Annotated in this window: 23 protein-coding genes and 1 other RNA gene; 6 read left to right on the top strand and 18 right to left on the bottom strand. The window is 73.4% G+C overall.

Translation table 11 applies throughout. From position 1 onward, the window contains the following. Positions 1-38: 38 nt before the first annotated feature. Positions 39-242, bottom strand: coding sequence for a hypothetical protein (locus IEY96_RS12510; RefSeq protein ID WP_189194984.1), 204 nt, complete (start codon positions 240-242; stop codon positions 39-41). Positions 243-396: 154 nt separating this feature from the next. On the opposite strand from IEY96_RS12510, the gene IEY96_RS12505 reads away from it, so the two are divergent. After that, entirely contained in the window at positions 397-828 is a 432-nt protein-coding gene (locus IEY96_RS12505) for a hypothetical protein (protein WP_189194983.1), read from the top strand. Positions 829-846: 18 nt separating this feature from the next. On the opposite strand, the gene IEY96_RS12500 is transcribed toward IEY96_RS12505, so the two are convergent. Beyond that, entirely contained in the window at positions 847-1,821 is a 975-nt protein-coding gene (locus IEY96_RS12500; protein WP_229791561.1) for a hypothetical protein, read from the bottom strand. Beyond that, positions 1,815-2,147, bottom strand: coding sequence for a PadR family transcriptional regulator (locus tag IEY96_RS12495; RefSeq protein ID WP_189194982.1), 333 nt, complete (start codon positions 2,145-2,147; stop codon positions 1,815-1,817). Before IEY96_RS12495 ends, IEY96_RS12500 begins: the two co-directional genes overlap by 7 nt. 66 nt (positions 2,148-2,213) lie before the next feature. Here IEY96_RS12495 and IEY96_RS12490 point away from each other — a divergent pair, with 66 nt between their 5' ends. After that, positions 2,214-3,281, top strand: coding sequence for a DNA glycosylase AlkZ-like family protein (locus IEY96_RS12490; RefSeq protein ID WP_189194981.1), 1,068 nt, complete (start codon positions 2,214-2,216; stop codon positions 3,279-3,281). A 15-nt stretch (positions 3,282-3,296) separates the two neighbouring features. Here IEY96_RS12490 and IEY96_RS12485 read toward each other — a convergent pair whose 3' ends face one another. Beyond that, entirely contained in the window at positions 3,297-3,782 is a 486-nt protein-coding gene (locus IEY96_RS12485) for an FBP domain-containing protein (RefSeq protein WP_189194980.1), read from the bottom strand. A gap of 60 nt (positions 3,783-3,842) precedes the next feature. Here IEY96_RS12485 and IEY96_RS12480 point away from each other — a divergent pair, with 60 nt between their 5' ends. After that, positions 3,843-4,409 carry a TetR/AcrR family transcriptional regulator gene (locus IEY96_RS12480; RefSeq protein WP_189194979.1) on the top strand — a complete coding sequence of 189 codons (567 nt, stop codon included), beginning with the start codon at positions 3,843-3,845 and terminating at the stop codon, positions 4,407-4,409. 7 nt (positions 4,410-4,416) lie between these two features. Here the strand turns inward: IEY96_RS12480 and IEY96_RS12475 are convergent, their stop codons facing one another. The 4 genes from IEY96_RS12475 to rnpB form a co-directional block, all read right to left on the bottom strand. Then, positions 4,417-5,631 carry a PP2C family protein-serine/threonine phosphatase gene (locus IEY96_RS12475; protein ID WP_189194978.1) on the bottom strand — a complete coding sequence of 405 codons (1,215 nt, stop codon included), beginning with the start codon at positions 5,629-5,631 and terminating at the stop codon, positions 4,417-4,419. Positions 5,632-5,756: 125 nt separating this feature from the next. Then, a complete protein-coding gene (locus IEY96_RS12470) occupies positions 5,757-6,272 on the bottom strand; it encodes a hypothetical protein (RefSeq protein ID WP_189194977.1) in 516 nt (171 codons plus the stop codon). A 35-nt stretch (positions 6,273-6,307) separates the two neighbouring features. Beyond that, the gene (locus tag IEY96_RS12465; protein ID WP_189194976.1) at positions 6,308-8,410 is read right to left on the bottom strand and encodes a PKD domain-containing protein; all 2,103 of its coding nucleotides are present in this window, start codon (positions 8,408-8,410) and stop codon (positions 6,308-6,310) included. 823 nt (positions 8,411-9,233) lie between these two features. Continuing rightward, positions 9,234-9,644: RNase P RNA component class A (gene rnpB, locus IEY96_RS12460), an RNA gene on the bottom strand. A 193-nt stretch (positions 9,645-9,837) separates the two neighbouring features. Between rnpB and IEY96_RS12455 the strand changes: the two genes are divergently transcribed. Then, positions 9,838-10,599: a sulfite exporter TauE/SafE family protein gene (locus tag IEY96_RS12455; protein ID WP_189194975.1), complete on the top strand. Its 762-nt coding sequence runs from the start codon at positions 9,838-9,840 to the stop codon at positions 10,597-10,599. A gap of 44 nt (positions 10,600-10,643) precedes the next feature. Here IEY96_RS12455 and IEY96_RS12450 read toward each other — a convergent pair whose 3' ends face one another. Then, complete coding sequence (locus IEY96_RS12450) at positions 10,644-11,876, bottom strand: MFS transporter (RefSeq protein WP_189194974.1); 1,233 nt, start codon at positions 11,874-11,876, stop codon at positions 10,644-10,646. 58 nt (positions 11,877-11,934) lie between these two features. On the opposite strand from IEY96_RS12450, the gene IEY96_RS12445 reads away from it, so the two are divergent. Then, complete coding sequence (locus tag IEY96_RS12445) at positions 11,935-12,414, top strand: MarR family winged helix-turn-helix transcriptional regulator (protein WP_189194973.1); 480 nt, start codon at positions 11,935-11,937, stop codon at positions 12,412-12,414. A 50-nt stretch (positions 12,415-12,464) separates the two neighbouring features. Here the strand turns inward: IEY96_RS12445 and mctP are convergent, their stop codons facing one another. The 7 genes from mctP to IEY96_RS12410 form a co-directional block, all read right to left on the bottom strand. Beyond that, on the bottom strand, positions 12,465-14,120 hold the full coding sequence (mctP, locus tag IEY96_RS12440) for a monocarboxylate uptake permease MctP (protein ID WP_189194972.1): 1,656 nt from the start codon (positions 14,118-14,120) through the stop codon (positions 12,465-12,467). Beyond that, positions 14,120-14,362 (bottom strand): DUF3311 domain-containing protein, encoded by a 243-nt coding sequence (locus IEY96_RS12435; RefSeq protein WP_107078118.1) that lies wholly within the window; start codon positions 14,360-14,362, stop codon positions 14,120-14,122. Before IEY96_RS12435 ends, mctP begins: the two co-directional genes overlap by 1 nt. A gap of 193 nt (positions 14,363-14,555) precedes the next feature. Beyond that, a complete protein-coding gene (locus IEY96_RS12430) occupies positions 14,556-15,776 on the bottom strand; it encodes a bifunctional RNase H/acid phosphatase (protein WP_189194971.1) in 1,221 nt (406 codons plus the stop codon). 5 nt (positions 15,777-15,781) lie between these two features. Beyond that, a complete protein-coding gene (locus IEY96_RS12425; protein ID WP_189194970.1) occupies positions 15,782-16,519 on the bottom strand; it encodes a zinc ribbon domain-containing protein in 738 nt (245 codons plus the stop codon). Further along, the gene (locus IEY96_RS12420) at positions 16,516-17,346 is read right to left on the bottom strand and encodes a Nif3-like dinuclear metal center hexameric protein (RefSeq protein WP_189195266.1); all 831 of its coding nucleotides are present in this window, start codon (positions 17,344-17,346) and stop codon (positions 16,516-16,518) included. The genes IEY96_RS12425 and IEY96_RS12420 overlap by 4 nt, the downstream gene beginning before the upstream one ends. Before the next feature lie 138 nt (positions 17,347-17,484). Further along, positions 17,485-18,066, bottom strand: a complete 582-nt coding sequence (locus IEY96_RS12415) for a flavoprotein (RefSeq protein WP_189195265.1) — start codon at positions 18,064-18,066, stop codon at positions 17,485-17,487. Positions 18,067-18,082: 16 nt separating this feature from the next. Continuing rightward, positions 18,083-19,309, bottom strand: coding sequence for a helix-turn-helix domain-containing protein (locus tag IEY96_RS12410; protein WP_091319837.1), 1,227 nt, complete (start codon positions 19,307-19,309; stop codon positions 18,083-18,085). Positions 19,310-19,552: 243 nt separating this feature from the next. On the opposite strand from IEY96_RS12410, the gene IEY96_RS12405 reads away from it, so the two are divergent. After that, the gene (locus IEY96_RS12405) at positions 19,553-20,224 is read left to right on the top strand and encodes a bifunctional DNA primase/polymerase (RefSeq protein WP_189194969.1); all 672 of its coding nucleotides are present in this window, start codon (positions 19,553-19,555) and stop codon (positions 20,222-20,224) included. 263 nt (positions 20,225-20,487) lie between these two features. Here the strand turns inward: IEY96_RS12405 and IEY96_RS12400 are convergent, their stop codons facing one another. Both IEY96_RS12400 and IEY96_RS12395 read right to left on the bottom strand, forming a co-directional pair. Continuing rightward, entirely contained in the window at positions 20,488-21,213 is a 726-nt protein-coding gene (locus tag IEY96_RS12400; RefSeq protein ID WP_189195264.1) for an FAD:protein FMN transferase, read from the bottom strand. 47 nt (positions 21,214-21,260) lie between these two features. After that, positions 21,261-21,845, bottom strand: coding sequence for an FMN-binding protein (locus IEY96_RS12395; protein ID WP_189194968.1), 585 nt, complete (start codon positions 21,843-21,845; stop codon positions 21,261-21,263). Between the last annotated feature and the right edge of the window lie 5 nt (positions 21,846-21,850).

Genomic DNA, 21,850 nt, shown 5'->3' with positions numbered 1-21,850 from the left:
GAGCACGGATCACCTCGACGCGGGCCGTCCCGCGCCGTCTACCTGTCCTCCCCGGCCCAACGGGCGTCCTCGGCTTCCCACGCTTCGTTGCGCTCCCGCACCTGCTGCAGGGCGTTCTCCGCGTCGGCGGCTGAGGCGTACGGTCCGAGAACGTGCTTCGCGGGGCACACGTCGGCATCGGTCTCGACCCGGTGGTGTCGCGTGCACCAGTAGTAGTGCCCACCACTTCCGTCGTCGCTCATGCGATCACTGTGCACCGCGAACCGCCCGGCCGCCACCGGAACGCCGTAAATAGTCGCCGATGTCCTCCACATTAGACCTGGTCAGGGCGGTTCCGGAGCGGAACGGCGAAAGACGGGGCAGCCGGCTGCCGGGTCGGTGTCGGACAATCCCCGGGTGCGCTTCGGGGGAGGACGGTCGGCCCGCCTGCGCCGCCGGCTGACGGTCGGGACGGCGCTGGTGGCCCTCGTGGCGGTCGGGCTGGCGCTGGGGGTGCCGCTGCTGCGGGACCGGTCCCAGCACCGGCTGGAACGCCGGGCCGACCGGGAGGTGACGGCCACCGCCCAACGCACCCGGGCGGTCCTGCTGGCCGAGCCGTCGGACCGGGAGGCGGACCTGCGGCGCGCCGCCGGGACCGTGGACGGCGTCGAGGTCATCACGGTGACGGCGGTCGCCGCCGAGGTCCGGCTGGTCTTCCGGGTACGCGTGGCGAAGACCGCCGCGTCGGTGCTCGGCTGGCAGCGGGCCGACGCCGCCGCCTGCTTCGGGCAGGTGGTGCGCCGAGGGGACACCCCCGCGCCGCTGGAGCGGCTGCCCTGCCCCGACTGACCCGACCGGTCGGCGGGTTCAGGCGGGTGACGGGACGGGCTCCGGCGCGGGTGCGGTGGCCGCCGCCGGCCGGGCCGCCGCGACGGCGTACGCCACCGCGTAAGGGGTGCAGGCCAGGTAGAAGACGGGCTCGACGAGCACCAGGTCGGTGATGAGGAACCGTTCCCAGGCGGTGGGCCGGGGCAGCCCGAGCGACGAGTCGGTCCAGCAGGTGAGCAGCCAGAGCGGGGCGGAGACCCGGTCCACCGTGTCCGGGGGCAGGCCGTCCGCGACCGGCCCGACGGTAGCCCCCGGGATGGCCGAGACCACCGCCAGGACGACCGCGGCGTCGGCCGCGACCAGCGCGCCGAGCACCCCGACGGCCCAGGCCAGCCGGGTCCGCCCCCGGCGGGCCAGGATCCCCGCGCCCCAGAGGGCCCCCACCAGCAGGGCGAGCCAGAGCAGCAGCCCGGGCACGGTACCCGCCAGGCCGCGCTCGCCCGAGCCGGCGAGCGCGGCGAGCACCACCGTCACGGTCAGCCCGATCGGCAGCACGACGCCGAGCGCGGTGGCCAGCGGTCCGGTGCGTACGGTCCGCCGCGCGGCCCGGGTGACGAGGAGGGCGAGCAGCGCGCCCGCCCCGGCGGTGAGGCCGGACCAGAGCGGCAGTTGCACCGCGGTGGCCCAGGCGACGCGGGCGCCGAGCACGGCGTACGCCAGGCTCATCACCACGGCGGCGAGCGCGACGATCGCGACGCACGCCGGCGGGGCGAGCAGCAGCACCCGGGCGGTCCGCCGCAGCCGCCGCTCCGGCACGGCCCGGTCGACCTCCGGCACGCCGGCCCGGCTGGCGGCGAGGCTCGCGGCGAAGCGCAGCATCCGCCACCGCTCCCCGCGCCCGGCCAGGACGTGCAGCTCGGCGTCCCACTCCCGGATCAGCTCGTCGCGCAGCTCCACCGGCCAACGCTGCGCCGCCGCGCGCAGCAGCACCCCGGCCAGCCGACGGGTCACCACGCCGGGGCTCCGGTCGGCTCGGCCCCGCCCCGGGACGGCCTGGCCTCGGGGGCGAGGGCGCGCAGCTCGGCCAGCGCCAGCCGGGCGGCCTGCACCCCGTCGCCGGTGAGCCGGTAGTAGCGGCGGGCGGGCCGGCCGGCGGCGACCGGGTCGATCTCCTCCCAGTCGGCGGCGAGCCAGCCGGCGGCCCGGAGCCGGTGCAGGACCGGATAGAGGGTGCCGCTGGGCAGGTCGGTGAGCCGCATGAGGTCGAGCCCGTAACGCGGGGCGTCGGGGTCGGCGAGGAGCGCGGAGAGCACCTTCGCCACGGGGATCGTCAGCCTCATGGTCGGCACTGTATCGGAAATCTACATAGGGTGCAGCGGCCGACCGGCCCGGCTAGTCTCGCCCGCATGGTTCCGCACCGGCTCGACCGCGCCACCGCCCGCCGGGTCGCCGTCCGCGCCCAACTGCTCGACGCGCACCGGCCCGGCGACCTGCTGGCGCTGGTGGACCGGTTGACGTTCCTCCAGATCGACCCCACCGCCGCCATCGCCCCCAACGCCGACCTGGTCGCCTGGACCCGGCTGGGCGCTAGCTACCGGCCGAGCGACCTGACCCGGGCGCTGGAGCGGGACCGCAGCCTGTTCGAGCACCGGGCCATGGTGCGGCCGATGATCGACCTGCGGCTGCACCTCACCGACATGGCCGCCTGGCCCGAGGCGGGTCGGCACCGCGAGTGGCTGGCCGCGAACGACACCTTCCGCCGCTACGTGCTGGACCTGCTGCGCGACGCCGGGCCGCTGCTCAGCCGCGACGTCGAGGACCGGAGCGTGGTGCCGTGGCCGTCGACGGGCTGGACGAACAACCGCAACGTCACCCAGATGCTGGAGTTCCTCGCGGCACGCGGCGAGATCGCCGTCGCCGGCCGGGTCGGCCGGCAACGCACCTGGGACCTCGCCGAACGGGTCTACCCGGCTGGCACGCCGGCGGTCCCCGCCGAGGAGGCCCGCCGGCTCCGCGACGAGCGGCTGCTCCGCTCGCTCGGCGTCGCCCGCCCCCTGGTGGTCGGCGAGGCCGGCGAGCCGGCCGAGATCGAGGGTACGGCCGGCGCCTGGCGGGTCGATCCGGCGGCGCTCGACGGCGCGCCCTTCCCCGGGCGCACCGCGCTGCTCTCTCCCTTCGACCGGCTGGTGCACGACCGCAAGCGCGCCCTGGAGCTCTTCGACTTCGAGTACCGGCTGGAGATGTACGTGCCGAAGGCACAGCGGCGCTGGGGTTACTTCGCGCTGCCGGTGCTGCACCACGACCGGCTGGTGGGCAAGGTGGACGCGACCGCCGACCGCAGGGCGTCTGTGCTGCGGGTGGACGCGGTCCACGAGGACGAGCCGTTCACCGCCGGGGTGACCGCGGCGGTGGACGCGGAACTCGCCGCACTGGCCGACTGGCTGGGCCTGACCGGCGGCGTCCGTCGACAGTGAGGGGTCGGTGCGGGCCTATCCGACGACCTGCTGGAGGAAGGCGGCCAGGTTGGCGGTGGTCCGGTCGATCTTCTCGGCCAGCGTGATGGACTCGTCGAGGCGCCGGCCGGCGTTCTTCTTCCCCCGCAGGTAGAGCGAGCAGGCGAGGTCGGTGCAGAGGTAGCTGCCCACGGAGTTGCCGGCACGCCCGTCCCGCCCCGCCTTGCGGGCGGTCATCAGCGAGACGCCGTCCCCGGTGTGCGTGGTCAGGCAGAGCGAGCACATGCTGCGCCGTACCCGCCCCGTCTGCGGCGCCACGCGCAGGGCCACCCCGACCAGCCCGGTGCCGGACCCGGCGACCAGGTAGGCCCGCTCCGCCGCCGCGGGGTCGCGCCAGCCGAGGAAGTCGAGGTCCGCCCACGGCCGCTCGGCCAGATCCCGGGGCAGGGCCAGGCGCTTCGCCTCGCCCTTGGTGCAATTGACGAAGGAGGCCCGGATGGCGGGCTCGGTGAGGGGTGTCATAGGCGCTAGTCTAGACCTCCTAGGTAAAGAGCTAGAGCATCTAGACGTGGGGTGGGACACATGGCCCGTACCGGGTTGACGGTCGAACGCCTGACCCTGGCGGCGGCGGAGATGGCCGACGAGGTCGGCTTCGAGAACGTGACCGTCTCGGCGCTCGCCCGCCGGTTCGGGGTGAAGGACGCCAGCCTGTACTTCCACCTCAGGAGCGCCCAGGAGCTGCGGGTCCGGGTGGCCGTCCTGGCCCTGGCGGAGATGGCCGACCGGGCCGCCGACGCGCTCGCCGGCCGGGCGGGCAAGGACGCGCTGGTGGCCTTCGCCAACGCCTACCGCGACTACGCCATCGGGCACCCCGGCCGGTACGCGGCGGCGCAGCTGCAACTCGACCGGGAGACGGCGGAGGCGAGCGCGGCGCGGCGGCACGCGGAGATGACCCGCGCGATCCTGCGCGGCTACCAGCTCGCCGAGCCCGACCAGACGGACGCGGTACGCCTGCTGCACAGCACCTTCCACGGCTACGTGTCGCTGGAGCGGGCGGGGGGCTTCCGCCACACCCCGCGTACGACGGACGCCACCTGGTCCCGCACCCTGGACGCTCTCGACGCCCTGCTGCGGAACTGGCCGCGGTGACCCCGGGCTACCGGAGCAGCCGGCGGACGGCCAGCAGAGCGATGTCGTCGGCCGGGTGCTCGGTGTCCAGGGTCGCCATGACGGTGGCGGTCACGGTGTCGACGGAGGCCAGCGGAACGGCCTCGGTCAGCCGGGCCACGCCGACGTCGAACAGCTCCCCGCGCCGCTCGACGAGGCCGTCGGTGTAGGCGACCAGTACCGAGCCGGGCAGGAAGTCGAACGTCATGGTGTGCCGCGTCTGATCCCGGCGGCCGGCGCCCAGCGGCGGATCGATGTGCGCCGCGAGCACGGTGTTCGGGTGGCCCGGCCCGGCCACCACGGGACGCGGATGGCCGGCCACCGAGACGCGCACGGTCTCCCGGTCGGGCGAGATCATCGCGTACAGCGCGGTGGTCAGGCTGCCGGCCTCGAAGTGGACCACCTTCCGGTCGAGCAGGGTGAGCGCCTCCGCCGGGTCGTCGCAGACCAGCGCGTAGGCGCGCAGCGCGCTGCGGACCCGGCCCATCACGACGGCGGACTGGAGACCGTGCCCGGAGACGTCGCCCACGACGACGCCCACCCAGCCGGAGGGCAGGGTGAAGACGTCGTACCAGTCGCCGCCGACTCCGGAGGCGTGGCCCGGGACGTACCGGCCGGCCAGCTCCAGGCCGGGCAGGCGGGGCAGCTCCGTGGGGATCAGGCTGCGTTGCAGCGCCAGGGCGGCGGCCTGGTCCAGCATGTTCTCCCGGGCGCGGCTGGCCAGGCTGACCCGGTCGGCGACCAGTTCGAGCAGGCGGACGTCGTCGAGGTCGAACCGCCGGGGCGTCAGGGTGCCCACGTGCAGGACGCCGACCAGCTCCCCCTGGGCCGTGATCGGCACGCCCAGCAGGGACTGCACGCCGGTCTCCAGCAGGATCGGGTTGACCACGTTGTCCGAGGTGACGGTCTGGAGGATCACCGGCTGCCGGGTGAGCGCGACCTGACCGGCGAACCCGCGACCGACGGAGACCCGGAAACCCTGCCGGACCTCCTCCTCCAGCCCCCGGGCCGCGGTGGCCACCAGCTGCTGGGCACGGACGTCGAGCAGGAGGATCGCGGCCGTGTCGACCTGGAGCAGGTCCCGCACCCGGTCGAGCAGCTCGTCGAAGAGGTCGGCGACATCGAGTCGGGACAGGGTGGCGTCGGTCACCGCCTCGATACGGCGCAACCGCTGCTCGTCCCGCAGGACGTCTGCCCTGACCACGCCACGATCCTAGTTGCGCCCCGGCAAATCCTGCTCCTGGCAGCCTGCGGAACAGGCGTCCCACGAGGTGGGCGGAACCGGACAACCGGGCCCTGGGGTGACGGACGCGTGCGGTGCCGGCCCGGTCAGCCGGCGACGAAACCCTCGTCGTGCCAGTACGCCGCGATCCGGCTGGTCCGCCGGACGATCCGGTCCGCCTCCGCGGGCGCCGGCCAGAAGAGCAGCAGATAGTGGTCCAACGGCAGGGTGACCCCCGGCTCGCCGAGGTAGGTCTTGCCCGCGTCCATGCCCCGGGCGCAGTAGCGCACCCGGTAGGTGACCGACTCGCGCAGCGGCAGCGGATACGCCTCCTGGTGCCAGTCCATCAGGTTGACGTCGTCGGACAGCGCGGTGAAGGAGACCTCGACGACCTCCTCCCACCGCGGGTCGACCGGTGGCGGCCCGTCCACCACGTCGGCCCGGAAGCCGACCTCCCCGGTGTTCCGGCCGGTCACCAGGAACAGGGCGCCGGGCACGCGGGCCCCGCACAGGCCGTTGACCTGACCGGCGAACGCCCGTACCGGATCGGGCGGCTCGTCGCCGCTGACCACGTACGCCTGGCTGTAGTGCACGCTCAGCAGGCCGTCGAAGGCAGCGGTCATCGATCCTCCCGATCACGGTACGGGCGCCGGTGGTCCTACTCGTGCACCTGGACCGATCCGCCGCCGAGCGGCTGCGGGTCACTCAGGTCCAGGTCGTAGCTCTTTCCGGGCCGGTTGTCGTACACCAGCGTCTGCTGCGGATAGTCCCCCGCCGACAACGGCCAGACCACCAGGCGGACCGCGTCCGGCGTGTCGAAACCGTACGCGACGAAGCCGTACCCGGCCGCCCCGCCGATCGTGCCGGTGCCCTTCACGGCCGCCTTCCGGTCAGGCGTGACCACCAGCCATTCGAGGGTGGTGGAGGTGAGGTCGAACCCGGTTCCCCGCAGTGCCGCGGCGACCTTGCCGCCGCTGAGCGCCGGTCCCGGTTCCGGGGGCAGATACTTCGGGTTGAACTCGACGGTCAGCCGGTCCTGCGCCGCCGGGTCGTCGACCAGTGCGCCGGCCGGGGAGTCCAGCCAGCCACCCTGGGTGATGAATCCGGCGTTCGGGTCGTACACGATCACCATGACGCTCGCCGCGGGCGAGACACCACCGTCGTCGTCGGTGATCTTCGGCTTGATGGTGAACATCCCGGGATGGGTGAAGGTGTGGGTCGCCTCGCAGCGGTCCGCGTACGAATCGAAGGTGCTGGTCTGCCCGTCGTCCCACTCGATCGCGCAGGAGTGGGTGTCGTTGCTGCCCGGATCGAGGAAACGGGCCTTGAACGGCACCGGGTCGCCGACCCGGAACACCTGCCACGGCTGCGGCGCGGTGATGCCGTACTCCACGTCCTCGGTCGCGGCGGCCCTCGACGGGGCCAGTTCGCCGAGCCGGCGCAGCCTCGGGTCGACGTTCCGCACGGTGACGACGGCGCTGTCGCTCACCGCCGCGTTCACCCCGTCGAACGCGGTCAGCGTGACGGTGACCGTTCCGTCGTCGTTGCACTCCATGGTGGTGTTCGCGCTGCGCGAGTCGTGGAACGTGCAGGACATGCCGGGATCGGAGTCCGGGCCCGGCGAGTAGGTCCACTGCGCCGTCGGCGGGTTGCCGTCTGGGTCGCTGACCGAGCCGCCCAGCACGATGGTGAAGCCCTCGTCGCCGGTGGTGTCCGGCCCGGCGTTCGCGGTCGGCGGCAGGTTCGGCTCGGCCGGGTCGTCCTCGGGTGGCAGGCACTCGTCGGTGCTGCCCGTCGGCACGTCGGTGATCTCCACGTAATAGGTGTCGAGGGCCTCGTTCGGCAGCGCCGGCTGCCAGACCAGGATCCGGTCGTCGCGGTAGAACTTCCCGAGGGCGTTGCCGGCGCAACTGTTGTGGCGGCTGGTCACGCCGAGGACGGAGAAGTTGCCGTCACCCTTGCCCGCCCCCTCGATGGTGGAGGCGAACGGGAACTCGTCGCACTGCTGGGTGGTCCGGTCCAGCACCCACGACGGGAGGGTCGCGCACGCCGCGTCCTTGGCCGTGGAGTTCTTCGAGTAGTACGTCCGGTTGTTGTCGGACGCGTCGACCGGGAACTTGTCGGTGATCCGGTGCAGGCCCGGATCGTTCCGGTTGCCGGTGTACCGGCCGGGGATGACCCGGTCCGTTCGCGGCCCCGGCCACGTCTGGCAGCCCGGGGTCATCGCGCAGTGCACGTGCGCGGATACCTCCGCGTAGTTCGCGCTCCGCAGCGAGTACTGCAGGTGCGGGATGACGTCGTCCATGATGCAGGCCTTCGCCCGCGACTTGGGGAAGCCGACCTGCGCGGTGTCACAGCGGATCCGGTGCGAGGGCAGGTCCTCGCCGCCGGCGTCCGGCGTGCCGGGTGCGTAGGCGTCGATGGTCAGCGCCCAGTCGTGCCGGGCGACCTTGTCCGGTCCCACGCCGCGGTACTCGGACGAGGCGACGGTCCAGGAGTGCCACGACCCGTCGAGGTTCCAGTCCGCGAACCTCTTCGCGGCGGACGGCCCGCCGGAGGAGCAGCCGTCGAGCCAGGTCGTGCAGTCGGCGAACACCATGAAGATCGCGTTGGCCAGCTCGCCCCGGTCGCCCTCCAGATACCGCAGGCTCCCGGGCACGGAGCGGAAGAAGACCTCGACCGTCCGGTTGCCGTCGTCCCGGCCGTACGCGACGGCGTTCATGGCGAAGACCGCCTGGCCGACGTACACCTTCCGGTCCACGCTGTAGACCCTGCTGCCGACGAAGATGGACTGGCACCACAGGAAGCGGTTGTGGGTACGCCCTTCCACGCTCCCGGCGCCGGGTTGGCTCATGCACTCGGCGGCCCGGCCGTCGGCGTCCGGTGAGCCGGGCGGCCTGCGGACGGAACTGGGAGCGAGCGGCGCGAGCTGAGCCGGTGCCGTCAGATCGGCTGCCGCCCGCCCGTCCGGGGTGGGTTCGTAGAAGGATTCCAGGAGGACCGGGTTGTCCGGTCCGGTCGTCGTCGAGGTGGACTCTGCCGAGGCCGGAGCCTGAAGCAGTCCCACCCCCAGTGCGCTGATTGCCAGCATCGCGAGAATGCGATGCCGCCCGCTGAATACCAAGCCGTTCTCCTGACAGCCGTCACGCAGCCGTCGCCGGACCGTAGGGCCGCCGCGGTGCGTGGTTCCGGTGGGAAAGGAACTGCGGCGGGGTAAGGGGCACCCCCGTGCCACCCGGCGGGCGCCGACGCGCTCCGGCGGGTTCGGTAGGAATGCTACGCACAGAGTTAGCGGTATGTAGATATATGAAAGTACGAGACGGACTCGCATGATCAGATGTCGCCACCGGCTCGGGGCGGGTGACCGCAGGCCACTCGGCCCTTGACCGCCCGGAAGGCCGGCGACGGGACGTAAAGACCTCGCGGGAAGGGTCGCGGCAATCGACCGTCACGTCTACGCGGCACACGGCCTGGCATGTACCGGAACGGTCGAACACGGACCGATGATGATCGCCAAGGCTCAACGACCGCCTGAGACAGAACGAGGTCGCAGCCTTTGATCGAGGCTGCGACCTGGTGGGCGACGGACGAGTCGACCTGTACGCCGGATTCTGTCACCGGCACGCCCCGAGGGGCGGGCCGGCGGCGGCCATCCATCTCGGCCTACCGTCGCCGGCAGGCTCCAGCGGCCTACCCGCAGACATCGGGCGGGCCGCCCTCAAGCGTCTGCGCGAGCCGTCATCTTGCGGTGACGGCCCATTCTTGGCCTTGCTCCGGGTGGGGTTTACCGAGCCATCCCGGTCACCCGGGATGCTGGTGGGCTCTTACCCCACCGTTTCACCCTTACCGTCCCGTATCGGGCCGGCGGTCTGTTTTCTGTGGCACTGTCCCGCGGGTCACCCCGGGTTGCCGTTAGCAACCACCCTGCCCTGTGGAGTCCGGACGTTCCTCGGCGACGGGCCGCAGCCCGTCGACGCGACCGCCCGGTCGACTCGTCCGTCGCGCTGTTCATCCTAACGACGGGCGGACCGCCCGCATTTCCACCCCGCGAACCGCGCGCTTCCGGCGTTGATCAGAAGTTTGTGTCGCGGTGAGGCCGTATTTTGACGCGAATTTCTTGATCAACCCGGGGAGGTGCGGGTGCGGGGGTTCTGCGGGAGCGGGTCGGGAGGGCTAGCCTGCGGGATCATGGAGCTCTCGGACGTGGCGCTGCTGGTCGCCGCCGGTCTCGCCGCGGGCACGGTGAACGCGGTGGCCGGGGGCGGTTCCCTGATCACCTTCCCGGCCCTGATCGCGACCGGCCTGCCCCCGGTGCCGGCCAACGTCAGCAACTCGGTGTCGGTCTTCCCCGGCTACGTGGCCAGCGTGGCGGGCAGCCGGGCCGACCTGCCCCGCGGGCGGGCGCTCTGGCTGCTGCTGCCCACCGCGGCGGCCGGCACGGTCGTCGGCTGCGTGCTGCTGCTGGCCACCCCGGCGCGCGCGTTCGAACTGGTGGTGCCGTTCCTGGTGCTGGGCGCGACCGCCGTGCTGGCCTTCCAGGATCCGCTGCGTCGGCTGGTCGGCCATCCGGCCGACCTCGCCCCGCGCCGCCGTACCGTCACCGTGCAGGCCATGGTGGCGCTCGGCACGGTGTACGGCGGCTACTTCGGCGCCGCCCTCGGAGTGATGCTGGTGGCCGGCCTGGCCCTGGTGCTGGACACCACGCTGGCCCGGGTGTCGGCGATCAAGAACCTGCTCTCGGCCGTGGTGGGGCTGACCACGCTGGTGGTGTTCGCGCTCTTCGGCCCGGTCGACTGGGCCGCGGTCGCGGTGGTCGCGCCGGCCACCCTCGTCGGGGGGTACGCGGGCGCCCGGCTGGTCCGCCGGCTCCCGCCGGCGGTGCTGAAGACCCTCGTCGTGGTCTTCGGCACGGTGATCGGCCTCTACCTGCTCTACCGCGCCCTGGGCTGAGCGACCGAGCGTGGGGGGGCCCGACGGGACGGGCCCCCCGCACCTCAGTACGCCTCGCCGACCGGCTCCTCCGGGGCGTGCTCGTTGCGCCGGGCGGCGGAGTTCCACCGGGACCAGAGGACCCGCTCGCCGTAGCCGGCGGCCATCACGTGCGCGAAGGCGAGGTAGACCAGCACGCCGACGGCGAGCACCCCGAAGCCGACCCAGAACGGCAGGGCGAGCCCGTGCTCGGCGAGCTTGCCGGAGATGATCGGGGCCGGCGCGGCGGCGCCCCAGCGGACCAGGTTGAACGCCCCGGTGGCGACCCGACGGTCGCGGGAGCCGAGGCCCAGGGCGAGATCGGTGAGGTTGGCGTTGGCCAGGCCCATGAACAGGCCGGCCAGCACCAGCACCACCAGCGACATGGCGGTCCCGGTGGAGGTGGCGAACAGAACCATGCAGACCAGCAGGCCGGCGATGGCGACGCCGACGGTCTGCACCGCGCCGATCCGGTGCGCCAGCCGGTGGCCGACCAGCAGGATGCCGGCGGCCAGGCCGAGGCCCCAGCCGGTGAAGGCCAGGCCCAGCGGGATGACGTCGAGGTGCAGGTAGAGCGGCGTGTAGCCGAGCACCACGAAGAAGACGAAGTTGTAGGCGGCGGTGACCACGCAGAGCGTGACGAACGCCGGCTTGCGGTAGGTGGAGAAGATCGCGCCGAGGCGTACCGGGGGCTGCTTGTGGGCCGGTTCGCGGAGCTTGCGCGACGCGACGGCCAGCGCCAGCACCATGAACACGCCGCAGACGAAGAAGGGCAGCCGCCAGCTCACCTCGCCGAGCAGGCCGCCGATCAACGGGCCGACGGCGAAGCCGAGACCGAGCGCGGTCTCGAAGAGGCCGACCACCCACTCCCGGTCGTTGGCGAGGTTGACCAGCACCACCATGGCGGTGGCGAAGAACATCGCGTTGCCCAGGCCCCAGACGCCGCGCAGCACGGAGAGCTGCACGATGTCGTTGCTGAACGACGCCAGGATGGCGGCCACGCCGACCACCGAGACGCCGGTGATCAGCACCGGCTTGAAGCCGAACCGCCCGCTGGCGAGGGTCGCCGGGATCATGCCGACCGCCATCACCGCGATGTACGCGGTGAAGAGCAGCTCGACCTGCCAGGCGGTGACCCCGATCGCCTCGCCGATGGCGGGCAGGATCGGGTCCACCACGGCGATGCCGGCGATGGCGAGGAAGGCCACCAGGGTGGTGGCGTAGATGGCACTGCGGTTGGGTTCGGATCGCCGATCCACTCCGCGCCTCCAGACAGATAGCTGTATCTTACAGGTAAATCTGTTGTATCATACAGCTATGAGGGACGACCACAGGACGGGAACGGATCCGGACGCCGTCACACTCGGCCGGATCGAGACCGAGATCGCGCTGCTCATGCGGCTCGGCGAGGCGACCCGCCGGGCCACCGGCACCGCCGAGCACCGGGTGCTGGACCGGGCCGCGTACGTGATCCTGCGGCACCTCGACAAGGCCGGCCCGCAGAACGTGTCGGCGCTGGCCGCCCGGCTGAACCTGGACGGCTCCACGGTCACCCGGCAGGTCTCCGCCCTGCAGAGGGACGGGCTGATCGCGCGTACCCCCGACCCGGCCGACGGGCGCGGCACGGTGATCTCACCGACCCCCGCCGGCCTCCAGCGGATGGCCGCGGTACGGGCCGCCCGCACCCGGCTCTACGGCGAGATCCTGGCCGACTGGACCGGCGACGACCGGGACACCCTCGCGGACCTGCTGCACCGCCTCAACGAGGCCCTCGACGCGCGCAACCGGCGCAGGTGACGGCAGGGCCCCCGGCCGACGCGAGGCGTCGACCGGGGGCCCTGCTGCGCTCAGGCGACGGGCTCCCGGGCGGAGTCCGCGTCGCGGTCCGGGCCGGGGGTGACCCGCGGGTCGCCCTCGTCGGCGAAGTAGTCGTCCGGAGTGGTGCCGTCCACCCCGTCGGCCACCTTCGCGGCCCGCAGCACCAGGGTGAGCAGCGCGGCCACCGCCAGGTTGACCAGCACCGCCACGATGCCCACGTAGATCGTCTTCTTGGTGTCGAAGCCGAACTCGGAGAGCGGGAAGGCCGAGCCGGCGAAGTGCTTCTTCCCGGTCGCCGGGTTCCCGACCTGGTAGAGCATCCACATGCCGAGCCCCATGCCGGCCACCCAGCCGGCGATCAGCGCGGTCCGGTGGAACCAGCGGGTGTAGAGGCCCAGCGCCACCGCCGGCAGCGTCTGGAGGATGATCACGCCGCCGATGAGCTGGAGGTCGATGGAGAACTGCGGGTCGAGGAAGACGATGCAGGCCACCGCCCCGACCTTCACCACCAGCGAGGTGATCTTCGAGACGTTCGCCTCCTGCGCCGGGCTGGCGTCCCGCTTCAGGTACTCCTTGTAGATGTTGCGGGTGAACAGGTTGGCCGCCGCGATCGACATGATCGCCGCCGGCACCAGCGCGCCGATGCCGATGGCCGCGTACGCCACGCCCGCGAACCAGTCCGGGAACTGGCTGTCGAAGAGCAGCGGCACCACCGTGTTGCCGTCCACGCTGCCGGCCTTGGCGCCGGGCAGCGGCTTCACGTTGGCCGCGATGGCCATGTACCCGAGCAGCGCGATCAGCCCGAGCAGCAGGCTGTACGCCGGCAGCGCGGACATGTTCCGCTTGATCACGTCCCGGTTCCGGCTGGCCAGCACGCCGGTGATGCTGTGCGGGTAGAGGAAGAGCGCCAGCGCCGAGCCGAACGCCAGGGTGACGTACTGGAGCTGGTTGTTGGCGTTGAGCAGGATGCCGTCCCCGGGAGCGGGTGACGCCTTGAACTTCGCGTCGGCCGCGTCGAAGATGTCGCCCCAGCCGCCCAGCTTGTACGGCAGGTAGATGACCGCCACCAGGATCACGATGTAGATCAGCGAGTCCTTGACGAAGGCGATCAGCGCCGGTGCCCGCAGCCCCGACTGGTAGGTGTAGGCCGCCAGGATGGCGAAGGCGATGATGATCGGCAGGTGCCGGGCCAGCGCGCTGTCCCCGGTCACGCCCATCGTCTTGAGCACCGCCTCGATGCCGACCAGCTGGAGCGCGATGTACGGCATGGTCGCCACGATGCCGGTGATCGCCACCAGCAGCGCCAGGATCGGCGAGTCGAACCGGTTGCGGACGAAGTCCGCGGGCGTGACGAAGCCGTGTCGGTGCGAGACCGACCAGAGTCGGCAGAGCACCAGGAAGACCAGCGGGTAGATGACGATCGTGTACGGCACGGCGAAGAAGCCCGCCGCCCCGGCCCCGAAGATCAGCGCCGGCACCGCCACGAACGTGTACGCGGTGTAGAGATCACCGCCGACCAGGAACCAGGTGATCCAGCCGCCGAAGCTGCGCCCGCCCAGCCCCCACTCGTCCAGGTGCGCCATGTCGCGCGGCGCCCGCCACCGGGCCGCCACGAAGCCCATGGCGCTGACCAGCAGGAAGAGAAGGCTGAAGACGATGATCTCGGTCAGGTGGTCGCGCCACATCAGCGGTCACCCCGCTTCTTGGTCATCTGGTAGACCAGCGTGGTGGTCCCGACGCCGAGCAGGATCCAGGCCAGTTGCAGCCAGTAGAAACGGGGGAACCCGAACAGTCGGGGCGAGTCGGCGTTGAAGAAGGCCGGGATCAGCGGCACCACGATCGGTATGAAGAGCAACCAGTTCCAGGGGCTGTGGTCCTTCGCCCTGGATCGCGCCGTTGTCGGCGCCTCCGGTTCTGGTGCTGCCATGTGACACACCTCCGGGAAGTCGTAACTTGCCATGTGACGGCCGGAGGCTACGACCCTGTGAACGCGGTCACGTTCTACCGGAGGACGGCGATGCGCCGAGCGGCCGCCCGCGTGCGCCGAACGGCGGGCGGCCGGTGGCGGCTCCAGGTCGCGGCGCGGCGTCGGACGCGCCGGGCGGGAGTCGCCGTGGGGCTCAGAGGTCGGACAGGTGGGCGGTGTCGTTGACCGAGCGGACCGCGACGCCGCCGTCCGGGTAGAGGTCGAGCACCGAGACGCCCGCCGTGTCCAGGTAGAGCCGGTGCAGGAAGGCGTCGCCGGCCGCGAGCGCGTCGCGCAGCACCAGCTTGATCGGCGAGACGTGGGAGACCACCACGACGGTCTCCCCCGGGTACGCCTTCCGCAGGCGGTCCACCGCCCGGCCGGTCCGCTCGGCGACCGCGGCGAACGACTCACCCTCGGGCGGGGCGATGCTCGTGGAGGCCAGCCAGGCGTCCAGTTCCCCGGCCCAGCCGTCACGCACCTCGGCGAAGGTGCGCCCCTCCCAGACCCCGAAGTCGCACTCGATCAGGTCGTCGTCGGGGCGTACCGGCGGGTTGCCGACCAGCGCGGAGATCGCCTCGGCGGTGGCCGTGCAGCGGGACAGCGGGGAGCTGACCACGGCCGCGACCGACGGCGCGAGGGCGGCCACCCGGGCGGCGGTGGCCCGGGCCTGGGCGCGGCCCCGGTCGGTCAGCGGCACGTCACCGCGGCCGGAGTAGCGCTTCTGCACGGTCCGCTCGGTCTCGCCGTGCCGGACCAGGATCAGCCGGGTGCCCTCCTCGGTCGGGCGCGGCTCCCAGGAGGCCGGCGTGGTGGCCGGGTCGGTGCCGGTGGCCCGGCCGGTGGCGGCTCGCGCGGCCACCTCGCGGGCCGCGGCCCGGGCGGCCGAGTCGGGAGCGGCCACCTCGCGCGGCGGCTCGACGATCCGCGGCGACTCCACGACGGGTCGGGCCGGGGCCCGGCCGGCGGCCGCGTCCATCGCCGCGTTCGCCAGCGCGTCGGCGTGCTTGTTGCGCTCCCGGGGGACCCAGCTGAACCGCACGCTGGCGAACCGGCCGACCAGCCCGGCGGCCTGCGCGGCGAGCGGCCGCAGCCCCGGGTTCTTGATCTGCCAGCGGCCGCACATCTGCTCGACCACCAGCTTGGAGTCCATCCGGGCCTCGACCTCGGCCGCGCCCAGCTCGGCGGCGGCCTCCAGCCCGGCGATCAGGCCGCGGTACTCGGCCACGTTGTTGGTGGCCGTGCCGATCGACTCGGCGCGCTCGGCCAGCACCTCACCGGTCGCCGGGTCCCGGACCACCGCGCCGTAGCCGGCCGGCCCCGGGTTGCCCCGGGACCCGCCGTCGGCCTCCACCACGACCGCGCGCACCGCCACGGCGGCTACAGCCCGGACTCGTTGGTCCGGACCATGATCCGCCGGCACTCCTCGCAGCGGACCACGTCGTCCGGGTCGGCCTTGCGGATCCGAGCCAGGTCGGCGCCGGAGAGCTCCAGCCGGCAGCCACCGCAGCGGCCGCCGGTGAGCAGGGCAGCGCCGAGCCCGGTGTCCGTCCGGATCTTCTCGTAGAGGGCGACCAGGTCGGCCGGCAGGTCGCCGGCGAGCGGCTGGCGGGAGCCGCGCTTGAACTCCTCCTCCTTGGCGATCTCGGCGAGGCTGTCGTCGCGGCGCTGCTCGGCCGCGACCCGCCGGTCCCGGGACTCGGCGATCCGCCGCTCGACGCCGTCGAGCACGCCCTGCGCGGTCTCCCGCTGCTCCATCAGCTCCAGCTCGGCGTCCTCCAGGTCGCTCTGCCGGCGGTTCAGCGACGCCAGCTCGTGCTGGAGCGCCTCCAGCTCGCGGGCCGGGCCGCTGCCCGCGGCCAGCCGCGCCTCGTCCTTGCTCTTGCGGGCCCGGACCTGATCGACGTCCTTCTCCAGCCGGGCGATGTCCCGGTCGAGGTCGTCCACGGCCACCTGGGCGCGGACCCGCTCGTCCTCCAGCGCGGAGAGCTCGCGCGCCAGGGCCTCCAGCTCGGCCAGCTCCGGCAGCGTCCGGCGGCGGTGGGTGAGCTGGGCGAGCGCGGTGTCGATCGCCTGCAGGTCGAGCAGGCGGCGCTGCACCTTCGGGTCAGCCTTCACGGTCGGGGCTCCTTGTCGTCCGGTCGGGGTGCGGCGGCGTGCACGGTCCAGGGGTCGGTGTCCAGGTCGGACACCACGGTCTCGACGCCCAGCTCGTCCCGCAGCTGGGCGGCCAGGTCGTCCAGCCAGGGTCGCTCGGTCGCCCAGTGGGCGGCGTCCAGCAGGGCCGGCCCGCCGGCGGCGAGGTGCTCGCCGGCGGGGTGGTGGCGCAGGTCGGCGGTGAGGAACGCGTCCACCCCGGCCGCGGTCGCCTCGGCGAGGAAGCTGTCCCCCGAGCCACCGCTGACGGCGAGGGTACGAACCATACGCCCGGGATCCCCGGCGGCGCGAACTCCCCAGGCGGTGACGGGGAGCACGGCGGCGGCGTGCCGGGCCAGCTCGGCCAGCGTCAGCGGGGCGGGCAGCTCGCCGATCCGGCCGATGCCCCGGCCGGGACCGTCGGCGGGCGAGCCGGGGCGGGGCGGGTGCAGCGGGCGCAGCCCGGTCAGCCCGAACCGGGCGGCCAGGGCGTCGGACACCCCGGGGTCGGCCACGTCGGCGTTGGTGTGCGCCACGTACAGCGCCACGTCCGCCTTGATCAACCGGTGCACGATCCGGCCCTTGTACGTGGTGGCGGCCACCGAGGAGACCCCGCGCAGCAGCAGCGGGTGGTGCGCGACGATCATGTCGGCCCCGGCGGCGAGCGCCTCCGCCACCGTCTCCGGGACCACGTCGACCACGCAGGCGACCCGCCGGACCGGGTTCGCGGGCTCCCCGAGCACCAGGCCCACCCGGTCCCACTCCTCGGCCCAGGCGGGCGGGTAGCGGCGGTCCAGCGCGGCCACCACGTCGGCGACCGTGGGCGGCGATCCGGTTGTGCTCACGGCCGGCCAGCTTACCGGCGTTGGACGACCCACATGCCCGATGACTGTGCGGAGGGGCCCCTTGTCCGACGGAATCCGCCGACAAGGGGCCCCGCTCGCACCTCAGCCGACCGGGGCGACCGGGCGTGGCGTGGCGCGCAGGGCGGCCAGGCCGGCTCCCCACGGGAAGGCGTCCAGGTGCCGCTCGCCGGTGCCGGGCGGGTGCAGCGGCACGACGTGGTCGCCGAAGACCACCCGGACCCCCCACTCGCGCAGCCGGGCCAGGCTGGCCCGGAACGCCGGGTGCGCGGCCATCGCCACGTTGGTGTACGGCACGGCCGCGATGGGCACCCCCAGCCCCTGCCCCTCGACCAGCAGGCCGAGGGCGAGGGTGTCGGCGATGCCGACCGCCCACTTGTTGACGGTGTTGACCGTCGCCGGGCAGACCAGCATGGCGTCCGCCGGGGGCAGCACGTCCGGGTCGCCCGGGTTCTTGTAGTGGGTGCGGACCGGGTGACCGGTCTGCCGCGCCAGGGCCGTCCGGTCGACGAACTTCGCGCCGTCCGGCGTGGTGACCACGCAGACCTGCCAGCCGTCCTGCTGGGCGAGGTCGACCAGCCGGCCGACGTGACGGGCCAGCGGCGAACCGCAGGCGATGGCGTAGAGCACCCGACGGTGCCCGTTGCTGGTGTGCGGACCGCTCATCCGGCCGGCCACGCGCTCATACTCCGACTCCCATGTGCTCAGCCAACTCCGCGATCGGCGAAGGCGGCGCACCCCGTGTGCGACGGAGCACGTCCGACATCACCTCGTGGGCGATGGGCCGGCAACGGATCTCGGAAGGCGCGAGCCGGTCGCCGCGGAGCAGCATGTCCCCGGCGTTCGCGACGTCGCCGATCTGGGCGAAGCCGCGGGCGATGTCCAGCAGGTGGTGCGCGCGCCGTTCGGGCAGCAGCGCGTTGAACGCGGGCTCGGCGAGGCGGTGGTGCGTCTCCACCGCCCGGCCGCCGTCGCCCAGCTCGACGGCCGCGGCGGCCCGGTGCAGCTCCAGGTTGGTCGGGCCGAACGAGGTCCAGTAGTGGTTGTGATCCCCGCCGAGCAGGGTGGCCGCCTCGGCGGCCCCGGTCAGCAGGTCGTCCACGGTCGCCGAGTCGCCGATCCGGGCGGCGGCCATCGCGCCCTGGAGCAGCAGCATGCCGTAGACGGAGAGGCGTTCGGGCCGGACGTCGTTCTCACCGCCGGGGGCGAGCCGGTTGGCGATCCGCACGTTGAGTTCGAGCGCGGGGCGGGGGCGGCCCATCGCGACGAGGGCGTTGCAGACCCGGGTGGTGGCGATGCCGGCGAGCAGGGGGTCGTCGGCCCGCTGGGCGACCGCCATCGAGCGGTCGGCGGCCAGCCAGGCCAGGTCGCACTCGCCGAGCTTGCGCAGCACCGAGGAGGCGATCTGGTAGACCTGCCCGAGCAGGTGGGCGGCCTCCCGGGCCTGGTCGCCGCCGTAGCCGGCGTCGGCGGCCTGGGCGTCGCGCAGCAGCTTGGGCAGGGCGCGGGTGAGCATGCCGTAGCGGCCGTACTGGTAGGTGAGCCAGGCGTGGTTGACCGCCTTGCGCATGTCGGTCAGCGGCGGGGGGTAGGGCGCCGCGTCGAAGTACGCGCTCATCGAGTCGTAGCGCTCCAGCGCCGCCCGGATCTCCTCGACCTCGACCTGGTCGATGCAGTTGAGGGCGTCGGTACGCCGCTCCGGGTCCTTGCCGAGGAGCAGTTGCACGTCGACCTGGAGGATGTCGGCGATCTCGTAGACGACGGAGAACTTGTCCAGCCGCCGGACGCCGCGCTCCACCTTGTCCACCCAGCTCTTGGACTTGCCGAGCCGGTCGGCGAAGACCTGTTGCGACATCTTGCGCCGGCTCCGCCAGTACGCCACCCGCCGGCCTATGGGTAGCTCGTCCATCTGACCATCCCTCCCCCTGCTCGCATCCGGCTGATCCCCCCGGTCGACCAATCGCGACGGTCCTTCGGTTTTTAGGTTTTCGCTGGTCGCACACTCTGTACGTCGGCCGTACGGCCAGTTCTCGTAGTTTTCGTGCAAGTTGCATCGGCCGTTCGTCAGCTCAACGAGTGTGGGTTACGGCAGTGACGGCCTTCGTGGTGTGGCGTGTGGACAGTCCGGGTGGGGCGAGAAGGGGTGGCACACATGTGGGGGAATGTCGGACCGCGCGTGGCTCACCTGTCGCCGTTGGAACGGGTCCGGCTGCGCCGGGTCGCCGTCCGGTACGCCGCGCACGGCTGGCAGGTGACCCCCGGCGCCTGCCTGGCCAACAGCCGCTTCGTCTGCGGCCGGGCCGGCTGCCCCACGGTCGGCTGCCATCCCGCGCTGGAGAACTGGGAGCACGCGGCGAGCGCCGACCCGGCCCGGGTGGCCACCTGGTGGCGGGACCGCCCGCACGGGGTGCTGCTGCCCACCGGGCGGGCGTTCGACGTGCTGGAGGTCGCGGCCCACCTGGGCCGGCGCGTGCTGGACACGGTCGCCACCCACCCCGCCGGCGCCGGCGTACGGGGTCCGGTCCTGGTCACCCCCACCGGCCGCTGGATGTTCCTGGTCCGCCCCGGCGACCCGCTGCGGCCGGAGCTGGAGCACTGCTTCCACGTGGTCCGGCACGGTCCCGGCTCGTGGATCCCGGCCCCGCCGACCCGGCTGCCCGAGGGGACGGTGCGCTGGGCGGTCGCCCCCGAGCAGGCGCGCTGGCGGCTGCCCGACTCGTACCTGGTGCAGAACGCGCTGATCGCGGCGTTACGGGCGGCCGGGATCACGCTCGCCTCCGAGCTGCTCCCCGGCCAGCTCCCCCTCCCCCGGCGCGGCTGCTGACCGACGGCTCCCGGACAGCGACCTCACCGGCGTCGCACTCGTTGTGCCTGGTGAGGGCGCACGCGCGCCAGAGCGGGGGTTGACGATGTCCGAGGACGACGCGGCCCGCCACAGCGGCGGTACCGAGCCACCGCGGCACCGGCGCCGCCCGTACCGCTGGGCCTTCACGCGCCCGTTGGGCACCCGGCCCCGCGGCTCGCGTCCCCGGGGCTCCCGCCCCGCCAGCACCCACCGCCCCCTCCGCTGACTCCGTCGCTCCCGGGTCAGGTCGCCAGCGGCAGGTCCCGGGAGTGCAGGAGGCGGGCGTCGTCCGTCACCACCGCGTGACGCCAGGGGGCCGGGAGGTGGTCCAGCCAGGCGATGCCGGGCTCCCCCATGGCGACGGCGGCGGTGGCGTAGGCGTCGGCGACCCCGAGGTCGGGGCCGACCACGGTGACCGAGCGCAGGCCGACGGCCGGGGCGCCCCGGCGCGGGTCGACGACGTGGTGGCCGCGCTCGTACACCCCGGAGGTCGCGACGGCCAGGTCGGTGCCGGTCAGCACCAGGCAGGTGGCCGCCGGGTCCCAGGGGTGCCGGACGCCGATCCGCCACGGGCCGCCGGTCGCCGTGTGACCGCGGACCCGGACGTCGCCGCCGGCGTTCACGCAGTGGTTCGGGGCGCCGGCCGCGACCAGCCGGTCCGAGGCGACCTGCGCGGCCCAGCCCTTGACGTAGCCGGACGGGTCCAGCCGCCCGGTGGCGTACGCGTCGAAGAAGCCGTCGGTCCCGGTCCACAGGTCGGCGCAGCGCTCCAGCACCGCCCGCAGGTCGGCCGACGCCTCGGCGAGCGGCAGCTCGCCCCGGTCCAGGCGGCACACCTCGCTGTCCGCCCGGTAGGTGCTGAACCGGCCGTCCACCTCACGCAGCCAGGCGAAGGTCCGCTCGGCCAGCTCGTGCAGGGTGGCGGCGGGCAGGTCGTCGGCCAGTTCCAGGCTGATCGCCGTACCCATGATCTGCTCGACCCGGCGCAGGCCGGGCCGGCCCGCGGCCACCTACCTCACGCCTTGTCGATCGCGGCCTGGAGCGACTGCTTGTACGCCGTGCTGGTGTAGGTCGCCCCGGAGACGGTGCTCAGGTTGGCGCTCTGCTTGGCGACCACCTCGCCCGAGCTGCCGCTGTAGCGGGCCTGCACGTCGTCGCTGCGCAGCCCGGACTGCCCGTCCAGCGGCATGCCGAGGCCGGTGGCGTCGACGATCCGGGTCCCGCTCAGCGTGATGCGCACCTGGAGCGAGCCGTACTTGTAGCTGACCACCGGCCCGGTGACCGTCCGGGTGGTGACCTTCGGCGCGCTCGTGGTGGTCCGCGGCGCGGCGGTGGTGGCCCTCGCGGTGGCGCTGGTTCGGGTGCCGGGGGTGCGGCTGGCACCGGCCTTGGCGCTCGGCTTCGCCGACGCACCGGGTCCGGCGGAGGGGGTGACGCCGCCGGGGGTCGGGTCGGGGGCCGCCGAGCCGCCGGGTACGACGGGGGCCTCGGCGACCGGCCGGTCCTGGGCGGCCTGGCTCGTGCCCGGGGCGCCCTTGAGCACGACCAGCGCGGTGGTGCTGGCGGCCACGCCGGTGATCGCGAGGAGCGCGCGACGCATGGGCG

The sequence above is a fragment of the Micromonospora fulviviridis genome, from assembly GCF_014648395.1.
Lineage (GTDB): Bacteria > Actinomycetota > Actinomycetes > Mycobacteriales > Micromonosporaceae > Micromonospora > Micromonospora fulviviridis.
Note: the sequence above shows the minus strand (reverse complement) of the source record. Positions and strands in the feature narration are given on the sequence as shown.